10 protein-coding genes and 1 pseudogene are annotated in these 14,790 nt (G+C 36.1%); 4 read left to right on the top strand and 7 right to left on the bottom strand.

Annotated features, from left to right (window positions below):
• Window positions 1-355 precede the first annotated feature (355 nt).
• Window positions 356-1,455: pseudogene (locus F6K15_RS03830) on the top strand (transposase).
• Window positions 1,456-1,804: 349 nt separating this feature from the next.
• On the opposite strand, the gene F6K15_RS03825 reads toward F6K15_RS03830, so the two are convergent.
• Window positions 1,805-1,981: a hypothetical protein gene (locus tag F6K15_RS03825; RefSeq protein WP_293057249.1), complete on the bottom strand. Its 177-nt coding sequence runs from the start codon at window positions 1,979-1,981 to the stop codon at window positions 1,805-1,807.
• Window positions 1,982-2,554: 573 nt separating this feature from the next.
• On the bottom strand, window positions 2,555-2,797 hold the full coding sequence (locus tag F6K15_RS03820; RefSeq protein WP_293057247.1) for a hypothetical protein: 243 nt from the start codon (window positions 2,795-2,797) through the stop codon (window positions 2,555-2,557).
• Between the two features lie 1,347 nt (window positions 2,798-4,144).
• Here F6K15_RS03820 and gap point away from each other — a divergent pair.
• Window positions 4,145-5,173: a type I glyceraldehyde-3-phosphate dehydrogenase gene (gap, locus tag F6K15_RS03815; protein ID WP_293057244.1), complete on the top strand. Its 1,029-nt coding sequence runs from the start codon at window positions 4,145-4,147 to the stop codon at window positions 5,171-5,173.
• 229 nt (window positions 5,174-5,402) lie between these two features.
• Window positions 5,403-5,771 (top strand): DUF1823 family protein, encoded by a 369-nt coding sequence (locus tag F6K15_RS03810; protein WP_293057241.1) that lies wholly within the window; start codon window positions 5,403-5,405, stop codon window positions 5,769-5,771.
• Between the two features lie 1,030 nt (window positions 5,772-6,801).
• Here F6K15_RS03810 and F6K15_RS03805 read toward each other — a convergent pair.
• Genes F6K15_RS03805 through F6K15_RS03795 form a run of 3 tightly spaced genes read right to left on the bottom strand, consistent with a single transcriptional unit; the run spans window position 6,802 to window position 10,408 of the window.
• Window positions 6,802-7,845, bottom strand: coding sequence for a hypothetical protein (locus tag F6K15_RS03805; protein WP_293057498.1), 1,044 nt, complete (start codon window positions 7,843-7,845; stop codon window positions 6,802-6,804).
• Between the two features lie 32 nt (window positions 7,846-7,877).
• Window positions 7,878-8,219 (bottom strand): protein kinase, encoded by a 342-nt coding sequence (locus tag F6K15_RS03800; RefSeq protein WP_293057238.1) that lies wholly within the window; start codon window positions 8,217-8,219, stop codon window positions 7,878-7,880.
• Window positions 8,220-8,266: 47 nt separating this feature from the next.
• Entirely contained in the window at window positions 8,267-10,408 is a 2,142-nt protein-coding gene (locus F6K15_RS03795; protein ID WP_293057235.1) for a protein phosphatase 2C domain-containing protein, read from the bottom strand.
• A gap of 245 nt (window positions 10,409-10,653) precedes the next feature.
• Here F6K15_RS03795 and F6K15_RS03790 point away from each other — a divergent pair, with 245 nt between their 5' ends.
• Window positions 10,654-10,929, top strand: coding sequence for a hypothetical protein (locus F6K15_RS03790; RefSeq protein ID WP_293057232.1), 276 nt, complete (start codon window positions 10,654-10,656; stop codon window positions 10,927-10,929).
• A 54-nt stretch (window positions 10,930-10,983) separates the two neighbouring features.
• On the opposite strand, the gene F6K15_RS03785 is transcribed toward F6K15_RS03790, so the two are convergent.
• A complete protein-coding gene (locus tag F6K15_RS03785; RefSeq protein WP_293057229.1) occupies window positions 10,984-11,331 on the bottom strand; it encodes an NAD(P)H-quinone oxidoreductase subunit M in 348 nt (115 codons plus the stop codon).
• 1,377 nt (window positions 11,332-12,708) lie between these two features.
• Window positions 12,709-14,586, bottom strand: a complete 1,878-nt coding sequence (locus tag F6K15_RS03780; RefSeq protein ID WP_293057226.1) for a hypothetical protein — start codon at window positions 14,584-14,586, stop codon at window positions 12,709-12,711.
• Window positions 14,587-14,790: the final 204 nt, after the last annotated feature.

Below are 14,790 nucleotides of genomic sequence, written 5' to 3'. Positions count from 1 at the left end.
TTATTGTATCTAGTAGCGATATAGCTGCCGCACTTGCTCCGAATGGCGCTCGATACTGTTTGAGAAGGCGCGAAAAAATTTTCTATCAGATGATGTGCTTTATACAATCAGGACTTACGCACAGACACTATATATAGCGTCTACCTATTTAGACGATTGCTGACGCAAAGCTCCGCTAACGCTTAAAAAATTATAGCGATCGCCTGACCAACAAAATTATCATAAGTTTTTACAAATATACGGTAATATAATTGATTTTAGCTCTATGTAAATGTGGCTAATTGTAAATAAATTTTGCTAAAATAGACTAATTATTGTAAGATTATATTATTGTTAATTTGAGCTGAAAAGATGAATTTTAACTATATTGATCCCATACCAATATCTACTCAATTCTCATACAAATTATACAATCACGCTCTTTAGCAAATCACCTAGAAAATGTTAGCCATGACACGATAAATCGTTATTTAAAAATCGAAAACTTTGATGGTCAAGATTTATGGAAAAATGTTAAAAAAGAAATTATAACTAATGGAGAAGGTTATTTAATCTTTGATGATTCAGTTTTGAACAAGAAACATAGTGATAAAATTGAGTTAGTTCGGCGACAGTGAGCGTGGTAATGAGCATCAAGTAGTTTGCTGACGCAAGGCTACGCCAACGTGGTATAGGGATAGTAAATTGTATATATTTTAATCCAAACATAGAGCAATTTTGGCTAATAGATTATAGAGTTTATGACCCAGATACCGATAAAAAAACGTGAGGAGCGATCATGTAGAAGAAATGATTTTCTGTGTGGTAAATAAGAAAAAATTACCATTCAAGACTGTATTAATGGATAGTTGGTATGCAACAAAAAGGTTAATGGGATTAATAGACAATATAGGAAAAATTTATTACTGTCCTTTAAAAATTAATCGCGCGCGTAGATGATACTGGTGTTGTAGAAAAATATAAAAAGATAGGAGAATTAAGTTGGAATGAGCCAGAAAAAATATCAGGTAAAATAATTAAAGTTAAAGGTTTTCCTAGAGATAAAAAAGCGAGTGCGTAATTCTGAGGTCCCCTCAGAATGTAAGACGCACTCAAGACAGTCAAGCTCCATACGGGCAACTGTTTCTACCAACAGGACAGAATATGTTGTCACTAATGACTTAAGTCAATCTTCGCTCTTATGCTGTAGAATTTGAATCTCAAACAAGATGGAAAATTGAAGAATTTCACGCCAGAATTAAGCAATTAACAAGTATTGAATTTTGCCAATGTCGTCTCAGCAAAATTCAAAAAAATCACATAGCCTGTGCTATGTTAGTCTGGAATTTCTTATGCATATTAGCAGTGAAAATAGGAAAAACTATTTATCAGGTCAAACACGAATTACTCTCAGATTATTTGCTCCAAGAGCTGAAAAAGCCCACAATAAAATTCAGGGCTATTTTTATTTTATAGGTGTTTTTTTTCCCTTGTTTTAACAATGGCAAAACTCTTGAGGCGTGAGCGGAGCTTTGCTTCAGCAATCGCTATAATTTTTTAAGCGTGAGCGGAGCTTTGCGTCAGCAATCGCCTAAATGGGTAGACGCTATATATAGTGTATTTGCGTAAGTCCTGACAATATCTCATCGTAATTGCGAAGTTCTTTTCGGTTTTTTTTGGAGGAATAACTACTTCTATTCCTCTGTCAATCAAAGGTCTAATTACTCGCTCCTGAGCATCATAAGCTATCCCCCAATACTGATTCTGCTTCTACCATTGGTAATAGAACATCTGCTCTATCATTCGTCAGATGCTTGAGCTGGAGTTAAAAAAAATGAGTTGGATTACCCAGAGCATCTACTACCCCATGTATTTTTGTGCTTAATCCTCCTTTACTACGGCCAATATCTTCTGGCTCTGCACTACTGTCTTTTGCTCCTGCACTACGAGTATGAGCACGAACAATAGTAGCATCGATCATGGCATATTCGGACTTCTGCATCCTCAGCTAGAGTGTGAAATACTCTTTCCCATACCCCTGAACGGCTCCAACGACTAAAACGGGTATGGACAACGCAAAAATCCCCAAATCTTTCTGGGTTATCTCTGGTTCAGAATTCCGGCTCTATACCTGTATAAAACAGCTTCTACAAAGAGGCGATTGTCCAATGCTTTCCTTCCTACAGTTTCTTCATGTCCTGGTAGTAAATTTGTATGGGCGTTCCCATTGGTCCTAACGCAGGCCATAACATTTATTCATCTATATAGAGCAGCCCTTTTTTTGTTATTCCTGTAGTTATAGCGCTGTGCGCAGGCAACAGCTCATCTGGCAACAGCTCATCTGGCAACAGGGGGAATAAATTGCCGATAATATAAGACTTTTAGCTATTTGGCCTCTCCTGCAATTTGTAAATATGCCAGCGCTCATTGCTATATTTTTATACGCATACTATACCATTAATGTCAACCTCTTTAATTGATTACACGCCCTAGACGACATGATAGAGAATCTAAAACATATAGAGAACGAGAAAATCACCTAGTAGAGATCGGATCAAGTTTTTTTTGTAACTCATTAAACAAAAATAAGATTGGCGCTCGAATTATTATGATTATTTTTTGAAAAATTACTTTCTTCATCTCTGCAAAAAGTAGTCATATCTGTACTTCCTCTGAGAATGTAACCCTTGCCTAATTTATTAGTTTTAACATCTGTTTTATTCAGACCATCAAAAGTTGTAATTTCTTTAATATAATTTGTACTAACTATTCTTAAATCTAAAGCCACTGTTGTAATTTGTACAGATGAATTATTCATTGATTTATATTGCTTACTTTTTCAAATTATACCTTAATCTTATCGTAAGCTGCAATGATTTTCTAGAGATTTAAATGATTTTTTTGTAAATATTTTCTTTCAGTAAATTCATCTAAGCTTATTCAATTATTCAGCAGTATTACAGATACAAATAGAATGATTAATTAGGGTTGACTGAAAAAAAGTTTTGGTAAGGGTAGAACTTAGAACTCCGTAGAAATGGGAATTAATTAAGAGGAGGTAGTCGGAAGAATTATTCCTTGACTTTTCTGACCTTGTATGCACAAAATACTAAATTTTTGAGCTTTTTAGACCACTTTTTTCGATCTAAAAAAGCACTTGCCTTTATTTGTCAATGCTTTGAAAGTTAATCAGCAAGTCCTAATTATAACAAATCCAAAACGGATAGATAGCGCTTTAAATAAAATTATTTGTTAGACAGAACAATTATTAAGCTGAAATAATTGTCAATTTACAGTGTAGATAATACTGATTTTAACTCTGTAAAAACTCAGTATTATCTGTCAAAAATATTCTCAAGTATGAAATTTTGTACTCGACCTACTGAGTAGCTAAGTTAATCTATTTAATCTATAGCAAAGAATAGGTTGGTTAGGACTTATGCTGATAATAAACCTGAGACAGAGAAATATTTTTCCCACTGCTGCCTGTTGCCTACTATAGAACCCATTTGATCGCTATATAATTATGGTAGTCAAGTCTTTTCGCGCATCAATTTTGACGAAAAATCAGCTATAAGGAGTGTTTTTTGTATTATTTCTCCCCACATCTTCCCTCTTACCAAATAATTAATAATTAATAATTAATAATTCTGGTTTAAAGCCTCCCCTTTCAAGGGGAAAAAAGTGGTCGTTTGCTTTGCAACGCTGGCGCGAAACGCGCATCTCGGAACGGAGTTCTATCTTCGGAGCTTCCCGCAGGGTGGGATGGCGTTTTGCTCCGCAACATATAAAGCGGAGCGGCTCTGTCAAGAGCGGGTCTCAGAGCCATATCCAATGGACCAAGAGAAGAAATAATATTTCCTTATATTCAATTCCGTAACGGTTAAAACCCGAGGTAATTATCCATTATCCATTATCCATTATCCATTAATGAACTCCTGTCTCCTAACTCAAGGCTAAAAAAACGCGCATATTTATGAAGATACGATCAGGGTTTCTATAGGGCATAAGCTTCCCGTAAAACCTAAGTCATTTGACAGAAAAATTCTTAAAATATGGAAAAGAATATATTTGAAGCAATTATCTTCGTGATAGGTTCTAAATCAAATCAAGCATTTGTCATACTTATAGTGACTTTCAGCTATTCATTAAAAGGAGTGTATCCATGGCCTTAAAAGTAGCCATCAATGGATTTGGCCGTATTGGACGTCTAGTTTTCCGTGCTGGACTTAACTATCCCGACTTAATCGAGTTTGTTGGGATTAATGATTTAGTACCACCACCAAACCTAGCCTATTTATTAAAGTATGATTCAACTCATGGACGTTTCCCAGGAGATGTATCAGCTTCAGATGATGGTATGACAATTAACGGAAAATTTATTCCATGTGTATCAGTTAGGAACCCTGCCGAATTACCTTGGAAAGAAAAAGGTGCAGATTATGTAGTTGAGTCTACAGGATTATTTACTACTTTTGATGGTGCTTCAAATCATTTGGCAGCAGGCGCAAAGCGAGTCATTATTTCAGCTCCAACAAAAGATCCAGATAGGGTAAAAACCTTGTTGATGGGTGTTAATCACGATCGGTTTGAGCCTACCGAAGATACTATTGTTTCTAATGCTAGTTGTACTACTAATTGTTTAGCCCCTATTGCTAAAGTTATTGATGATAATTTTGGTTTGGCAGAAGGTCTAATGACAACTGTTCACGCTATGACTGCGACTCAACCAACGGTAGATGGTCCGAGTAAAAAAGATTTTCGGGGTGGACGTGGTGCAGCTCAAAATATTATTCCCGCTTCTACTGGTGCAGCAAAAGCAGTAACTCTGGTTTTACCACAATTAAAAGGCAAACTGACTGGTATGGCATTCCGGGTTCCGACTCCAGATGTTTCTGTGGTTGATTTAACTTTTAAGAGCGAGAAGTCAACTAGCTACAAAGAAATTTGTGCAGCAATGAAAGCTGCTGCCGAAGGACCGATGAAGGGTGTTCTTGGATATACTGAGGACCCTGTAGTTTCGACTGATTTTACCAGCGACTCTCACTCTAGTATTTTTGATGCAGGTGCTGGAATTGAACTTAACTCCAATTTCTTTAAGGTTGTTTCTTGGTATGATAATGAATGGGGTTATTCTTGTCGAGTAGTAGATTTAATGTTATCAATGGCACAAAAAGAAGGTATCTTAAAGTAAATAGCTAACTAGCAATAATTCAATCATGGTAGAGGTACTCCACGCCTCTACATTTTATTCTTCTTTTATGTCCCTGGTTCATAAGTATAGCAGTTATCATTACTGCATTTGACATATCAAAAGCTTAAAACTCAGACAACGCCAGATTTTTTCTTCTTCCTTCTTCCTTCTTCCTTCTGCCATATCATAATATAATCATATAAAAATAAGTTAAATGGAGTCAGCTTTTATGTCTGAACTACCACCACTGAATACAGAAACTATTCAGGCAATTATTGATGAAAAGATTGATGATAATACTGTTAATCAATTAGTTTGGTATTATCTTGGTTATCGCTATGACGCTACTACTGATAAATGGGATGCTTCTGGTGTCGCACCGGAGTGGCGAGATGAATATCTAGAACCTCCTAATTTTATTGAATTTCGCCCGCCCACTGTCAAATTGACTCGTTCTATTCCTAAAGAAAATAAACAGTTACTAAAGCAAAAGTTGGGTTTTAAAGGTTATAAAATAGGAGAATTTACCCCTGTACAAGCACGTCGTGCTACTATGGCAAATTGGCTTTTAAGTTACATGGAAATTAGTGATCGTTGATATTTTTTACTTCAAATTGTGGCGTTGCATAAATGCGGGATAATTTTAATAGTTTTGTGGAAGTGGAATGGGCAAGATGCCCATTCCTGATATTTTCACCCCAGAAAGTATACCCACCCCACTTATATTTATAACCCTCTCAGCAATGCCCAAAGTATAAACTAAATGAGTCAATCCTCTTCTTTTCAAGGAGATGTATTTGTTAACAATTAATTAGGGTTTGCTGAAAAAGTCTTATGGTTGAGGGTAGGAGTCAGCAGACAGGAGTAAGAATAAATTGGAGTTATAAAACCCCTAACCGGATCTTTTCTTGAAATACATTGGCTGACAGAAAGCCGAATTCATCGCAGCCTAACAACTATCAGGGTTGCTGGAAACCGAAAAATTATGAACTTAGGACTATAAAAGCCGGCCGCAACTTATTACTCTATGTAACTTGTTATCTGTCAATAGCTATAATTACTTAAGCATTTCTACTTGTCTAAAATTTCTCGTTTTGAGATTATTCACCTTTGCCAAAAATATAAATATTCTGGATGATATTAACGTAAATACTTGCTTGTAGCTTTATTCAAGACAGAATATTTTACTTTTAAACACAACATTGGCAAAATACTTTATGTACAGACTATGATACCAAATGCCTGAAATAACGCAAGTGCGTGAAATATTTTGTAATAATTTGGAAAAAACCGGAGCTTGTTTGATTAAAATAAATAATTTTAATTACTAACGTGATAAGTTAAATCTATATTTTTCCCTTCTTGTCTAATTTTGAGGGGTGAAACTACTTTTGGATGATTGGCGATCGCCTGACTGACAAAAAAGAGAAAATTAAAGATACACTTAGGGGTTCTATAGAGGAGGTAGTCGGAAAAATGGTCTGTTAATTTTTCTGTCCTAGTTAGCCTTTTGTGCTAACTTTTTAAACCTTTTTGACCTCACTTCTAGCACTTTTTCTAGCCCTAAAAATGCTAAAAGCTTTATCTGTTAATGATTTTAGATTTAATCAGCAAGCCCTAATTATTAATTAATAATTCTTGAAACATAGATCTAGTTTTTCTGAATTTTTGTCTAAAATAATAACATCCGAGTTGCTCTCTATTTTGATTTTTTGAATCCAACCTTTATCTTGTAGTTGTAGTAAAACATTAGATTTTTGGTCAATATTTGAGGAGCTTTCAGTTGAACAAACAACTTGTAATTTTAACCAACTTTCTTCCGATTTATTCAATCTCATAGTTACTTGGAGAATACTACCATTACTAACTATACCTTTAACTTTCTTATCTGTTGTATTATTTAGTAATTCAATTGGTTCGTGTAACCTTTCGGGAGAATTAGCGCTATGATTAATCAAAATGAATGAACCTATATCCAAAGATAAATTTGGAGAAAATATGGAATTTGGTTTTGGAGATTTTACATCCAATGGCTGTACTAATTCTTTTGCTAAAGGACTTAAAAAATATGCCAATATTCCACCTACTAATACCAAACCTCCTAATATCCATATTTCTAATATCAATATTTGTCTTCTGCTTTTATTGAGTGGGGTTTGAGGGTTTACTACTACTGTTTTTGTTTGACCAGTTTTTACTACTGTTTTTATTTGGCCAGTTTGAATATTTAATGCTTCTAATACTTCTGTTGCATTTTCATAACGCAGCAGAAAATATTCATGTACCATCTTATCCAAAGTATTTGCTAGGCGATCGCTCACTCGTGCTTCATTTCGCCAGATAATATGTTCTGTCTTGGGGTCTGTTGGTAAATTTTCTGGGTTTTTACCAGTCAGTGCTTTTATTCCTACCATTCCCACTGCATAGATATCGCTACTTAGTTTTGGTTGTCCTCTAGTTTGTTCGCTTGGCATATACCCAGGTGTTCCCACTGCTACAGTGAAAGTTGTTGCACCTGGTTGGTTAGCTGTGGTTAGTACACTTATTTCTTTGACTGCACCAAAGTCTATCAATACTATTTTGTTATCTGACTTACGACGCATCAAATTTTGTGGCTTAATATCTCGGTGAACTATATTATTTTGATGAGCTACTGCTAATGCTTCTAAGATTCCTTTGAGTAAGGTGATAGTGTAAGACTCACTTAATTTTTTCCCCCAGTCAGTTCTTTACTTATATCGTGCCCTTCTATATATTCTTGTACTAAGTAAAATTCTGTTCCTTCTTGGAAATGAGCAAATAATTTTGGTATTTGGTCTGAGTCTTTGCCTAATTTGTACAAAGTCCTTGCTTCTCTCTCAAACAACTTTTGGGCAATAGGCAAAACTCCTGGGTCTGAACTTTTAGGTTTGAGTTGTTTAACTACACATTTCGGATTTTCTGGTAGATCTAAGTCTTGAGCTAAGTAGGTATCTCCGAATCCTCCACTTCCAAGAGGAGAGTCGATAATTTTGTAACGTTGTCTTAAGATTTTTCCAGATTGCATAGTTTTTTCAGTTATCAGTGATCAAACTTTAACGCCTTTATGTCTAACTAATCTTCTACACACCCATCTATTTTTTCTGAATTTCTTTCCAAAATAATGACACCCAAGCTACTCTCTATTTTAACTTTTTGAATCCAACCTTTATCTTTTGGTTGTAGTAAAACATTAGATAATTCTAGGTCAATATTTGAAGGAGTTACAGTTGAACAAACCTGTAATTCTAACCATGTTTCTTCCGATTTATTCAATTTTCTAGTTACCTGGAGAATACTACCATTACTAACTATACCTATAACTTTCTTATTTGTTGTATTATTTAGTAATTCAATCGGTTCGTGTAACCTTTCGCGAGAAATATCGCCATGATTAATCAATATCAATGAATCTATATCCAAAGATAAACTAGGAGAAAATATGGAATTTGGTTGTTGGCTAGGCTTTTCCGTATTTGCTGCAAAAGTATTAATCTTTGGAGACTTTACATCCAATGGCTGTGTTAATTCTTTTGCTAAGGGACTTAAAAAATATGCTAATATTCCACCTAATACCAGAAGTATCAGAATTCCTGACAAGTAAAACCACCCACTTTTATATTCTGAGTCATATGGAAAATTTTTGGGTTTATTCTCGAAAAATTGACTATCTGATGAATTAAATTCCGAATTTTTTCGTGATTTTTGTACTTTTAAATGCTGAACTTTTACAGGTGGAAGAGACAATTCTGTTATCTGACCTTGATCAGTTACTTGATAATACACTAAAGCTACTGTTACATTATCATGCCCATTTGTAGCGTTAGCAATTTCTATTAATCTATCTCTCACTGTAGCTAGATTTGTTTTCCCTTGTAGCAATGGTAATATTTCTGTTTGCCAATATTCCTCTACTCTATTTCTATCGCTTAAACCATCAGAACAAATCAAGAAAATACTATCTTCATCTATTGGAAAACGTTGTACAGTTGGATGTAAACTTGTTGAGGCCGTAATACCCAAAGCTTGTACTAAAGCACCTGATGCTACTTGGTTGACAGCATCCTGATATAAAGAGTAGCCTAATCTGACTTGACGAGTCGCAACGTCATCATCTAGAGTTACTTGATGGCATCGAGTTGGAGTAATCCAGTAAGCACGACTATCTCCTATATGAGTGATGTAGAGTTCGTGGAGATGGGCAAGTGCCATAACTAGAGTCGTTCCCATCCGTTGACGACCCTGGCGTTGCTCGTTATCGTTACGCTCATAGATAGCATCATTAGCAACATAAGCAGATTCTTCTAACTTTGTAGTTATAGTCAGAGGATCTCCATCTTCAGGTATATTCTGTAATCTTTGGCACAAAACTTTGATTGCTAACTCTGATGCTTCTTCCCCTCCTTCTTGACCACCAATACCATCGCAGACCATAGCTACTGTTTTATAACTCGGTGGATAGCTAATCATTGTTTTACTCGCTGGGTAACAAGCATCTTCATTGTTAGAACGATTAGGTCCAGTATCTGTAGCAGTGGCAATGTGAATTTTTCTAATTTGCGATCGCCCCAATACTTCCAGAGCTAGATCTAGTTGTACTATCAGTCGATCTGCATTGTGGACTTCACCTGTAATCATTTGGTGAAACAGTTGTTTCAAGAATTTTTCTACTACTGGATGAGCATTGCTTGCCCATTTCTGCCAGAATCTACCTAAGTGCTGTAATGTCAAAGATTTTCGATCTGCTTGTAGCTCTAATAAGCGTACTAATTGTCCTTCTACCCGCAGATTTTCTGAATTTAGCAAACTAGAAGCTACTTTTTGCACATTCAACGGTTGCCAAAGTTGAGCCATTTGCCATAACCAATTTAACTGTCGCATTGGTGTAGCATCTTTCCATGCTCTAGCTATTTCTGGCATTAAGCTTCCTGAATTGGCATCAATTGGCCCTCCTTCTAGGAGCCAAATTTCTCGAGTCCTTTTTTTTTCTGTTACTGATAAAATTCCATAAACTTGAGGAATATGAAGTCTATAGGGAAATAATCTCAAATATGGTTCTATTTCACCCGGAATTTCTTCGGGCATCTGGGGTGTTTTTTCTGGTTGAGTATCCAGTAGTATTCGATCGCCTTGAACTTGATAACGATCTACTATTATTTCTCCTGGCCGATAGGTTTTGATCCCTTCACCTATAGCCCACAGGTAGTGTTTTGGCATAGTGTTTTGCATCAAGGGTCCTCGCAGCTTTCGGCCATTTCTTTTATAAATTAGATTTATCTTTAATTCTTTGTGCTAGTTGAATTAGGTCTTTGTTATTGATTTTTCAGCATAATTTCAATACCTATCTCAAAATATCTAAATTACTAAAGTGTTTTCCTGATCAAACTATAAATATTATTTCAATTATTCAGTTGTATAAGCTAATTTTATCATATATTATTTTTAGTCATTTGAGGTCATTCATGTCTAAATATTCTGATTCTGGTGCTTTTAGTAATTTTACCAATCAAGAAACTAATGACAAACAGCCACTTCCTAAGATAGACATAGATGAGCTGTTAACTCAACTCAAACATTCTCATGAATTATATTATAAAATGCTTAATCTGGAAATTTTTGCTTTAGTCGAAACTCTAGAGGAATTTTTTCCTGGTACTTGGAGTCAATTTATGGCCAATCGTCAGATATCTATGAAGCAATTTTTGCAACATTATCAGAGTAGAAGAGCACAAATATAATCCGATAACAGTGATGTTATCAGATTATTATATTAGAGATTAAATTTTAATATGCTATTTAGCTTCTGGGTCAATGTCTACTCTTGGTAGTCCTAGACTATAGTTATTGACACGACCACCTAGATTATAGCTAATTTGACCTGATTGTAATAGCGATCGCACAAAATGCTCTAGATCGGAACCTATACGACGTAGGTTGTATTCAGTTAAATCTTCCCCATTATAAGATTCTACCAGGTCGTCAAACTTGCTGTTAATCTGCTGCACAGCAGTATCATTCCAGTTAAGTTCGTTATCGGGATCTATATCGAGAGTTAGTACCTTGTCATCAGGAACAAGTTCATTGTCTTCTATAACTCCGGCAAAGATATGTATATGTCTAGTGGTTGACTTTAATAGCATAAGTAATTTTCTGTCTGTGACTTTTTGTTAAATTCTATCGTAAGTATCGAACCCACATTCCGCACCACAAAATGTAGTATATAATCAGTCCTCAGTCCTCAGTCCTCAGTCCTCAGAATTTAGGAGAAAATCATAGCTGTCGTGATTGAGTAAACAATTAGGGCTTGCTGATTAAATATCAAAGCATTGATAGATAAAGGTTTTAGCTGTTTTAGATTAAAAGGGGTGCGCCTGTTTTCGGTAAAGATTGCTCAAAAAACTAGCATTTTGTGCAAGAGTTGGGCAGAACAATTTTGGGACAAAACGCCCGCTCCTACCTCCTCTACATTCCCATTTCTCCAGTATAGCTGTCTTCCCCTCCACGGTCGGGGCCCGCGGGTGGGTTGTCTCCTGTCTCCTACAAAGAGCAAAAAGACTTTTTCAGCAAACCCCAATTAAGTAAGTATTTATGCTTAATTGTTTGCTCGGAATTTGATGAACGAAAAAAGTAATTGAGATAACTTGCATAGTATAAATGCTTAAGTTTGCTACAGATTTTATACTAATTTTCATGTTACAAATTGAAGTGCGGAATGTGGGTTGAAGGATCAAATTACTTAACTTAATAGGTTAAAAAATTATTACGGAAAAATATTCAGATAATTAACGCTAAAATACTATATAGCTAGGATGAAAACTATAGTGCTACGCTACATTTAGTGTTTATAACTAAAAAATTTGTAATAGCATTACTATTCACAAATGTGATGTTTGATGAGCGTCTCCCCATCTCCCTATCTCCCCATCTCCCCATTACTAAAGATAAATAGCAAACTTTTTGAGATTTGGTATAACATCAAGTTCGCTGAATTCGATATAAAAAAATGTTCCAACCGATGCGCCATTGCCAAATCTTTCTCACTCTCCCCCTCCTGAGAGCTATCCATTACCCACATCTTTCTTAACATAAAGCTTGACAAAATAGACGAGTTATGAATAAGTTTTAGCTCGGCTTTTTCGGGATAAAAAATGTATGGAAAAATACATTTTTTTGGACAACTTCAGTAGTTTTACTTAGCTACTATGATTTTCCTCCTTTCTCCCCTGCTCCCTGCTCCCCTGCCCCTCCTGGAAGCAGGGCTAATTCATTGTCGTAGCGAGAATATTCATCAGAAATACATTTAATTGTGCAAATATACAAATCTCCCCATCTCCCCAGGGCTAATTCATTGTCGTAGCGAGAATATTTACAACCCTATATTTTTTTGAGTTCCTGTGCTTCCCCCTCTCCCCCCTCTTCCCCTCTTCCCCCTCTTCCCCCTCTTCCCCTCTTCCCCTGACTTCCTGTGCTTCCCCCTCTTCCCCCTCTCCCCCTCTCCCCAAACTCCCCAAACTCCCCTACTCCCATTCTGGACCCATTAACTTACCTCTTAATTGCCATTTACCTAGCTTAGGGTCATCAACTTCTAGTAACCCACTATACAACTCTTGTTTGGTGTATGGACTCTCTAAAACAGGCCAATTTTGTAAAATTCTTTTTTCCCCATTAATTACAGCGTCCCCAATAGCACCATCTTGCTGATATGTCATAACTATGCGATCGCCAGCTAAACTCAAATAACTCAAACGCCCTTGACTATCCCATTCACTATCATCAACCAGAGTTTTATCCAAAGCCTGTTTTAAACTTTCAAAATCTCCAATATCAGCTACTCTTGCTACATCAGTAACCCAAGCTGTCTTTTTTCCTTTAGCAACCATTGCTTGGTAATCTTTATATTTCCGAGATAATGGTTCAGGACTTACCTCATCTGCCCAAGGTCGAGCACATAACCAAATATTTTCAATACGCCAAATATACCAATTTTTATATTTTGTCGGTTCGCCATAACGCTTTGGCAAGACTAAATGCGACTGTGCTGGAACTCCTGCTTGCAAATCTTGATCGCTAAGAATTAACTGAAATATTACTGCTCCCTTCTGCTGAACATATTGATCGCCAGGACTACGTCCAGTTGCTTGGGGTCCATGATAAGTGCCACCTAAACCTACTACTGCGTTATTAATGCCTTCTGGGTCGCGCACTACTAACTTATAAGTAACATATTGTGCGCTAATTGTACCCTCAACTTGATAACTGCGAGTAGGCTCTAATAAAGTTCCTAAACTATAATCCTCTGTTATATAGAATTTTTCCCATAAGCGGTTTCCTTGAGAGTAACTGTAGTAAATTGGATGACTTGCTCTGAGCTGAAATGGTAGTGGCACTTGTTTAAGAGCTAGTGCCCGCAGATGTTCTGGAGGACGATATGTGCTTAGAGCTGCTGGCAATGCTAACCTAGCAGTACCATTTGTCATTTTTTCTGCAGCTTCAGTGCCTTCTCCCCACCACATCCATGCTAATGCACTTAACCCACTATTCCAGGTACGGCGATCGAAACCCCGACTTTCTGCACCTCCAGCAGTCCCCCAACTTAGTCTTAGTGCCATATTAGTTGCATACCAATCTAGTAAACCTTTTGCCAGTTTTTTTAATTCTGGGTCGCCAGCAAAATCATAGATATTAAGTAATCCACCAATACTATATCCATAATAAACTGAAGAATGAAATTCTCCTTGTCCAATAGTTAAAAATTTATTCAGTTCTGCTCGCAACCATGCCTCATTTGTAGCTTCACTTGCTGGGTCTCCTACAGGCCAACCACTTCCATTCATCAATGCTAAACCGGATGCACGTTGCATAAACATATGATTTTCTGTTCCAGTTTTTATCCAGTTGAAGACTTTCGGTCGTTGTAGTTGACTTTTGTAAGATGCTAATACATCAGATGGCATTTTCTCTCTAAATAAAAAGAAAATTCGCACATCTAGATAACTACGGAAGTGATAAAGGTCTGGTTTATCTTTATCTAGTTGGAATAAAATTTTCCAGGTTTTTTCTTGATCATAAAGTTCTCCTGCTTGTGTGTCTTCTAAACTTAATCTAGCTAAAATTACTGGCAGTAGATATTTATGAGGATCTCCAATATTTCTTGGTCTCCACCAACTATCTAGTTCTTCTAAGTCTACGGCTGCTAGTTTCTTACGAATTGCCAAACTTCTTGCTTGAAATTTACTTTCTTCTTCTACAGTATTTGGTTGTAACAATGTTGTATTGTTTTTGTCATCTAATTCCTGTATTTTTTGGCTATTTTTTTGACATCCTAAGATTATGAAATTTAATAGTATAGTGGCTATTATTACTATGCTAATATAAGAATTTTGCTGATTTTTCATATATGTCTTGCTGATTTTAAAATATAGTTTACTAATGCCAAATCATAGATTTATCAATATTTTTTACCGAAAAGTTGTGGGTATGTGCCTCCCTTTTTAAAGGGATAAAAAGCGGTCGTTTGCTTTTGCTTCGCAAAACTGGCGTAACGCAACGCTGACGCGAAACGCGCATCTCGGAACGAAGTTCTATCTTCGTAGCTTCCC

Origin of the sequence: Okeania sp. SIO2B3, assembly GCF_010672525.1 — a bacterium.
Taxonomy (GTDB): Bacteria; Cyanobacteriota; Cyanobacteriia; order Cyanobacteriales; family Microcoleaceae; genus Okeania.
The sequence above is the reverse complement of the archived record's forward strand: the minus strand, read 5'-3'. Positions and strand labels throughout refer to the sequence as shown.

Bases quoted from the DNA above. Each gene is read 5' to 3' on its own strand.
- F6K15_RS03825 (WP_293057249.1), bottom strand. From the start codon at position 1,981: ATGCAGAAGTCCGAATATGCCATGATCGATGCTACTATTGTTCGTGCT.
- F6K15_RS03820 (WP_293057247.1), bottom strand. From the start codon at position 2,797: ATGAATAATTCATCTGTACAAATTACAACAGTGGCTTTAGATTTAAGA.
- gap (WP_293057244.1), top strand. From the start codon at position 4,145: ATGGCCTTAAAAGTAGCCATCAATGGATTTGGCCGTATTGGACGTCTA.
- F6K15_RS03810 (WP_293057241.1), top strand. From the start codon at position 5,403: ATGTCTGAACTACCACCACTGAATACAGAAACTATTCAGGCAATTATT.
- F6K15_RS03800 (WP_293057238.1), bottom strand. From the start codon at position 8,219: ATGCAATCTGGAAAAATCTTAAGACAACGTTACAAAATTATCGACTCT.
- F6K15_RS03795 (WP_293057235.1), bottom strand. From the start codon at position 10,408: ATGCCAAAACACTACCTGTGGGCTATAGGTGAAGGGATCAAAACCTAT.
- F6K15_RS03790 (WP_293057232.1), top strand. From the start codon at position 10,654: ATGTCTAAATATTCTGATTCTGGTGCTTTTAGTAATTTTACCAATCAA.
- F6K15_RS03785 (WP_293057229.1), bottom strand. From the start codon at position 11,331: ATGCTATTAAAGTCAACCACTAGACATATACATATCTTTGCCGGAGTT.
- F6K15_RS03780 (WP_293057226.1), bottom strand. From the start codon at position 14,586: ATGAAAAATCAGCAAAATTCTTATATTAGCATAGTAATAATAGCCACT.